At 68.2% G+C, this 7,051-nt stretch carries 5 protein-coding genes; 4 read left to right on the top strand and 1 reads right to left on the bottom strand.

The window, feature by feature from the left end; all coding sequences use genetic code 11:
* Positions 1 to 318, top strand: a 318-nt coding sequence (locus EJK15_RS29615; protein ID WP_206061166.1) for a hypothetical protein, incomplete at its 5' end; no start/stop codon positions are given.
* 211 nt (positions 319 to 529) lie between these two features.
* Here the strand turns inward: EJK15_RS29615 and EJK15_RS29610 are convergent.
* The gene (locus EJK15_RS29610; RefSeq protein WP_420847100.1) at positions 530 to 2,896 is read right to left on the bottom strand and encodes a DEAD/DEAH box helicase; all 2,367 of its coding nucleotides are present in this window, start codon (positions 2,894 to 2,896) and stop codon (positions 530 to 532) included.
* 220 nt (positions 2,897 to 3,116) lie between these two features.
* Here EJK15_RS29610 and EJK15_RS29605 point away from each other — a divergent pair, with 220 nt between their 5' ends.
* From EJK15_RS29605 to EJK15_RS29595, 3 genes are all read left to right on the top strand, one after another.
* Positions 3,117 to 3,467 (top strand): STAS domain-containing protein, encoded by a 351-nt coding sequence (locus EJK15_RS29605; protein WP_020542579.1) that lies wholly within the window; start codon positions 3,117 to 3,119, stop codon positions 3,465 to 3,467.
* A 1-nt stretch (position 3,468) separates the two neighbouring features.
* Entirely contained in the window at positions 3,469 to 3,894 is a 426-nt protein-coding gene (locus tag EJK15_RS29600) for an ATP-binding protein (protein ID WP_138713752.1), read from the top strand.
* A gap of 690 nt (positions 3,895 to 4,584) precedes the next feature.
* Entirely contained in the window at positions 4,585 to 6,903 is a 2,319-nt protein-coding gene (locus EJK15_RS29595) for a sodium-translocating pyrophosphatase (RefSeq protein ID WP_138713751.1), read from the top strand.
* Positions 6,904 to 7,051 lie beyond the last annotated feature (148 nt).

Genomic DNA, 7,051 nt, shown 5'->3' with positions numbered 1-7,051 from the left:
GCCGGGGAGGTGGGCGGTGTCAAGGAAGGGAACGTGGTTCGTCAGGAGCCGGCCCGGATTGCTCTGCCCAGTTCGGCCGTGACTGATGTGTCCGAGCCGTCCGCTTCGATCCCCCTGCCCGCTGTACGCATCGAGGATCGCTGGGACGACTACCTGCCGCCGTCGCCGAGGTCCATGGAGGACAGCGGTTTCTGGGAGCGGCCGCAGCCGGGGGCCGCCGATTTCTGGGCCGCGGATGACGATGACGCCGACGGCCACGGAGATGATGACGACAAGCGCGCCTACGCAGGTCGCCGGAGCAAAGATGGTCACAGCTAGCAAAGCGCGACAGTCGGCATCGATATGCAGGTCCATTTGAGGCCGTCGAAGGTGCCATCGAATATGCCGGAATGGTCGGCATGGCCCGGTGCCTGGAGAGCCACCATGTGGCGGATTCGGCGAAGTGTGCGTGCTACCTGCGCGAACCTGTGATTTTGGCCGTGGGGCAGCCGTGCCGACTGCAGTCAGGCGGGCTGGGTGGGATTGTTTATCATTCGGCGGCCAGAAGCGTGTTCAGGAGGCGGATGGAGCCGCTTTTGTGCAGGGGTTCATTGCCGTTGCCGCATTTCGGGGACTGGATGCAGGAAGGGCAGCCGCGTTCGCATTCGCAGGAGGAAATGGCCTCGCGTGTGGCGGTCAGCCAGTCCGTCGCGCGGGCGTAGCCACGTTCGGCGAAACCGGCGCCGCCTTCGTGGCCGTCGTACACGAACACCGTGAGCACGCCTGTGTCTGCGTGCAGCTCCGTGGACACGCCGCCGATGTCCCAGCGGTCGCAGGTGGCGAACAGGGGGAGCAGGCCGATGGAGGCGTGTTCGGCGGCGTGGGCGGCCCCGCCGAGGTCGATGCCCGCCTCCGCGAGCGGCGCCACGGCTGAGGCGGGCAGCGTCCACCACACCGCGCGGGTTCGGAGGGTACGGGGCGGCAGATCGAGGGGCTCGTCGCCGAGCATCTCGCCTGATTGGAGACGCCTCTTGAGGTACGAGACCACTTGCCTGGTCACCTCCACCTCGCCGAAGTGCAGCGTGCCGGAGCCCAGCGGGCGGGAACGTTGGGTGGCGAGAATGGAGATGTCGGTTATGTCACGGGCGAACGTCGAGTAGTCGGGGTTGGCGCTGGACACCAGGGCCACGCCGGCCTCCAGGTCGAGGAGCTCCACCAGGAAGGTCTCGCCCTGGTGGATGTAGACCGCGCCCGTGTGGACGGTGGTGTGGGCGGACGGCTCGTCCACGCTGCCCAGCAGGCGGCCCGTGGACGACTCCACGACTTGGATCGGGGCGCCTCCGCCGCCTCTGATGTCGGCGAGGTCGGTGGCGCGCTCCCGCCTGGTCCAGAACCAGCCTGCGGGGCGCCTTCTCAGCAGGCCCTCACCGACGAGGTCTTCCAGGACGTCGGCGGCGGTGGTGCCGAAGATGGGCAGATCGTCCTCGGTCAGCGGGATCTCGGCGGCCGCGGCGCAGAGGTGGGGACCCAGGACGTACGGGTTGTCGGGGTCCAGGACGATCGCCTCCACGGGCTGGCCGAACAGGGCCTGCGGGTGGTGTACGAGGTAGGTGTCCAAGGGGTCGTCTCTGGCGATCAGTACGGCGAGCGCGTCCTGGCCGTCGCGGCCCGCCCGGCCTGCCTGCTGCCAGAGGGAGGCGCGGGTGCCCGGCCAGCCCGTGATCAGCACGGCGTCCAGTCCGGAGACGTCTACGCCGAGTTCGAGGGCGTTGGTGGTGGCCAGGCCCATGATGGTGCCTTCCCGGAGGGCTTTCTCCAGGAGGCGGCGGTCTTCCGCGAGGTAGCCGGCTCGATAGGCGGCGATCTTGTTGGGGAGGTCGGCCAAGGCCTCCTCCGATGTGCCGGTGCCGCCATCGGGCCGGGTGCTCGCCGTCCGTGTGCTGGTAGGCGGCTCAGTGTCGGCTGTGAGTGGCGTACCGGTGAAGGGGGTTGAGAAGGCGACGTCGGCGAGTTTGGCGCGGGCCGACAGGGCGACCGTCTCCGCGCCGCGCCGGGAACGGACGAAGGCGAGCGTGCGGACGTCGGCCAGAACGAGGTCCGCCAGCAGATCGGCCGCCTCCGCCGTCGCCGTCCGCCGCACAGGAGCCCCTCCCTCACCCCGTAGCTCCGTCAGAGGCGGCTCCCACAGCGCGATGGTGGTAGACCCCTTGGGCGACGCGTCCACGGTCACCTCGTCCATCTCAAGCCCCGTCAGCCTCATGGCGAACGCCCCCGGCTCACTGGCCGTCGCGGACGCGAGCAGGAACGTGGGCGTCGATCCGTACCGGGCGCAGACGCGGCGCAGGCGGCGCAGGATCTGGGCGACGTGGGAGCCGAAGACGCCGCGGTAGCCGTGGCACTCGTCCACCACGACCATGCGCAGCCGGCGGAAGAACGTGGACCACTGGGCGTGTCTGGGCAGAATGCCACGATGGAGCATGTCCGGATTTGTCAGGACGTAGTTGGCGTGTTGGCGTACCCAGGTCCGCTCCTCGAACGGCGTGTCGCCGTCGAAGGTGGCGGCGCGCACCTGGGTGATGCGCAGCTCTCGCAGTCCGCGTAGCTGGTCGGCGGCCAGGGCCTTGGTCGGCGTCAGGTACAGGACCGTGCCGCCGTCGAGGCATGAGGCGACCGCGGGGGTGAGGTAGGCCAGCGACTTCCCGGACGCCGTACCTGTGGAAATGATCACGTTTCGGCCACGGAATGCCAGGTCGGCGGCCTCGTACTGGTGAGGCCAGAGTCCTGTCACCCCGTGGTTCGCCAAGCGCGTAACAAGCACTTCTGACGTCCATTTGGGCCATCGGACTTGACCCGCCTGACGTGCTGGAACATGCTCCACATGAGTGACACGCTCATGACGTGCGGGAACACCAAGCAGGTGGCGGAGGAGTGGACCTGCCTGTTGTGGGGAGGATGCCGTGGAAGTCACTGTTTCCAGTCTTGCATCGATGGGCAAAGTCGCCGGGAATCGTGATTTCGTATAGACACAAGCCAGACGCGTGGTTGAATGCCGCGCGTCAGGGTCTGACGATCTGGGGCCACGCTCCAGATTGCCAGGCCGGCAAGAGTACTTTCGCAGGCGAGGCGCTGGAGGATCTGTGGATCTGAAGTTGGATCACCACAACGAGGACCGACTCACCATCGTCGAGGTCGAGGGTGAGATCGACGTCTACACTGCGCCGAGATTGCGTGAGCTCCTCATTGACCTGGTGAACAAGGGTAACTTCCACCTTCTCGTCAACATGGAGAAGGTCGACTTCCTCGACTCCACGGGCCTCGGCGTCCTGGTCGGGGGACTCAAGCGAGTTAGGGCGCACGACGGCTCCCTGGAGCTGGTCTGCACGCAGGAGCGCATCCTCAAGATCTTCCGGATCACCGGTCTGACCAAGGTCTTCGGGATCTACGCTTCGGTCGACGAGGCCAAGGAAGCTCACGGCAAAGACAAGTAGCATGGCTACCGTCGAGCTGACGTTCAGCGCACTTCCCGCGCACGTGCGCACCGCCCGGCTGGTGGCGACGGCGATCGCCCGCCGCACCGGCGTGGAGGAGTCCCTGCTGGACGAGGTCAGGCTTGCTGTGGGTGAGGCGTGTTCCCGGGCAGTGGAGGCGCACCGCGCACACTGTCCGGGCGAGCCCATCCGCATCGAGCTGCGTGACGACGCCGGGCGGTTCGAGGTCACGGTCAGCGACCATGCCCCCAGCGACGAGATCAAGCAGGAGCAACCTCTCGATCTGGGCATGCTGTCCGACTCGTTCATGACGGGCTTCGGCCTCGCGGTCATCTCGGGGCTGGCCGACGACGTCGAGGTCTTCCCCACGGCCAAGGGGACCGACATCCGGATGAGCTGGCCCGCCGGCAGCGGGGTCCCGACGTAGGAGTCCAAGACCCTCATCTTGTACGGCAAGCCAACGAGGCGCCACCCGCCGACTCGGGCGGGGGGCCTCCGGGGGAGACGCCCTCTGGCCCGCACGGGGCCGGCCGCCGTCACGGCGCGCGGGCACCGTGCGCGGTGCAGGCGTACCACTAGCGCTTCCGCGCACGCATACCGCCCACCGCTCGTGCCTTCGCGCAGGCGTGACGACGGTTCGCTTCCGTGGAGGAGGAGCCCTGTGCCGCACCTCGCCCCGTCCATCGAGGGCCGCGTGCTCGCCTCCGCGAGAGCATGACCGCGGCCTTCGAGCAGTCCCGGTCACGTCACCCTTGAACGTGCCCTCCGCTCGCCGTAGCAACGGCGCCCTTCCTGCCTTCGGCGCGCCCTCCCATACCCGGGTTTCGGACAACCGTATTAGAGGCTTGTCATGACCGTAAACCGAGGGAAATTTCGGTTGTCAGAACCCAAACCGGGGCGTTGTCAGGGGCTTACTGGACGCATGCCCAATTAGTGACCTTCGGACTCTTCATATCCGTACAGGGCCTGCGTAGACTCCCGGCACCGGCCAAGGTGATCCGGCGGAATGCGGATTCAACCGGAAGCGGCACCCACAACCCGGATGGTGCCGCAACACCCGCCGAGGACATGTCGCAGCACCGCCCGGGCAGGACGACCGGTCTTGCCGAGGAGAACGATGAGCAGGCACATGCTGGCAGCGGAGCCAGCGTCCAATCTGGCCCTGAGCGGAAACAATCTCACCATCGTGATCGTGGTCGCCGCGGTCGCACTGATCGCGCTAGCCGTCGCCGGCGGCCTGGTGCGCGAAGTGCTGTCCGCCGACCAGGGCACCGAACGTATGCAGAACATCGCCCGTGCCGTGCAGGAAGGCGCCGCGGCCTATCTGGCGCGCCAGTTCCGCACGTTGGCGATCTTCGTCGTGATAATTCCCTTCCTGTTGCTCCTGCTACCCGGAGAGTGGGACGAACGCATCGGGCGGTCGATCTTCTTCGTGGTCGGGGCGGTGTTCTCCGCGCTGACCGGGTTCGTAGGCATGTGGCTGGCCGTGCGCGGCAACGTCCGCGTCGCCGCCGCGGCCAACGACTCGGGCGAGAAGCGCGCCATGCGCATCGCGTTCCGCACCGGTGGCGTGGCCGGGATGTTCACCGTGGGCCTCGGCCTGTTCGGCGCGGCCGTGGTCGTGTTCATCTACCAGGGCGACGCGCCCGTCGTGCTCGAAGGATTCGGGTTCGGGGCGGCGCTGCTGGCGATGTTCATGCGAGTCGGCGGCGGCATCTTCACCAAGGCCGCCGACGTCGGCGCCGACCTGGTCGGCAAGGTCGAGCAGGGCATCCCGGAGGACGACCCGCGCAACGCCGCCACCATCGCCGACAACGTGGGCGACAACGTCGGCGACTGCGCGGGCATGGCCGCCGACCTGTTCGAGTCGTATGCGGTCATGCTGGTCGCCAGCCTCATCCTGGGCAGGGTGGCCTTCGGCGAGGAGGGGCTGATCTTCCCCCTCATCGTCCCCATGATCGGCGTCATCACGGCGATCATCGGCATCTTCATCACCGGCATGCGCGACCGCGACCGCAATGGCATGGCCGCGATCAACCGCAGCTTCTTCATCTCCGCCGCGATCTCGGCGGTGCTGGTGGCGGTGGCCGCGTTCCTGTACCTGCCCGACAGCTTCGCCGGCCTGACCGGCTCGACCGTCGAGTCCACCGCCGACCCGCGGCTCATCGCCATCGGCGCCGTGCTCATCGGCCTGGTGCTGGCCAGCGCCATCCAACTGCTGACCGGCTACTTCACCGAGACGACCCGGCGTCCCGTACGCGAGATCGGAGAGAGCTCGGCCACCGGCCCCGCCACCGTCATCCTGGCCGGCATCAGCGTCGGCCTGGAGTCGGCCGTCTACTCCGCCCTGATCATCGGCGGCGCGGTCTACGGCGCGTTCCTGCTCGGCTTCGGCAACGTGACCATCGCCCTGTTCGCGGTGGCCCTGGCCGGCACCGGGCTGCTGACCACGGTCGGCGTCATCGTGTCCATGGACACCTTCGGCCCGGTCTCCGACAACGCCCAGGGCATCGCCGAGATGTCGGGCGACGTCCAGGGCGAGGGCGCCCAGGTGCTCACCAGCCTGGACGCCGTCGGCAACACCACCAAGGCCATCACCAAGGGCATCGCGATCGCCACGGCCGTGCTGGCGGCCACCGCGCTCTTCGGCGCCTTCCGCACCGCCGTGGAAATCGAACTCGCCAAGGCCGACCAGGCGATCAAGGACGCGCTGGGCGCCTTCTCCAGCTTCAGCCTCAGCATCGACCAGCCGAACGTCCTCGTCGGCCTGATCATCGGTGCCGCGGTCGTGTTCCTGTTCTCCGGGCTGGCGATCTCGGCGGTCGGACGGGCCGCGATGCGGGTGGTCTTCGAGGTACGCGACCAGTTCCGCAACAATCCCGGCATCATGGACGGCACGCAGAAACCGGACTACGGCCGCGTCGTGGACATCTGCACCCGCGACTCGCTGCGCGAGCTGGCCACGCCCGGCCTGCTGGCGGTCATGACCCCGATCGCGGTCGGCTTCGCGCTCGGCTATGCGCCGCTGGGCGCGTTCCTGGCCGGGGCGATCGCCTGCGGCACGCTGATGGCCGTCTTCCTGGCCAACTCCGGCGGCGCCTGGGACAACGCCAAGAAGCTCGTTGAGGACGGTCACTACGGCGGCAAGGGCTCGGAGGCGCACGCCGCCACGGTCATCGGCGACACGGTCGGCGACCCGTTCAAGGACACGGCAGGACCGGCCATCAACCCGCTCATCAAGGTGATGAACCTGGTGGCGCTGCTGGTCGCCCCGGCGGTGGTCCTGTACGCGGGCAACCCGGCGGTGCGCATCGGCGTCACGGTCGTCACAGTGGGCGTGGTGGTCGGCGCCATCATCGTGTCCAAGCGCCGGTCGGTCACCAGCGAGCCGACCAGCAACAACAACGACCGCGAGCAGGAGCCCGTCGCGTCGTAGCACCACCGCACGCGCGAGACGCCCGCTCCCCTGCGCGGGGGCGGGCGTTTCGCGTCTGCGGGTTCACGCGTTCGAGGGCGGTCGGGAAGGCCAAGGCGGTCGAGGGCGGTCGAGAAGGTCGGGGGTGGTCGAGAAGGTCGAGGGCGGC

It is taken from the genome of Nonomuraea basaltis, assembly GCF_005893125.1.
Classification (GTDB): Bacteria; Actinomycetota; Actinomycetes; order Streptosporangiales; family Streptosporangiaceae; genus Nonomuraea; species Nonomuraea basaltis.
Note: the sequence above shows the minus strand (reverse complement) of the source record. Positions and strands in the feature narration are given on the sequence as shown.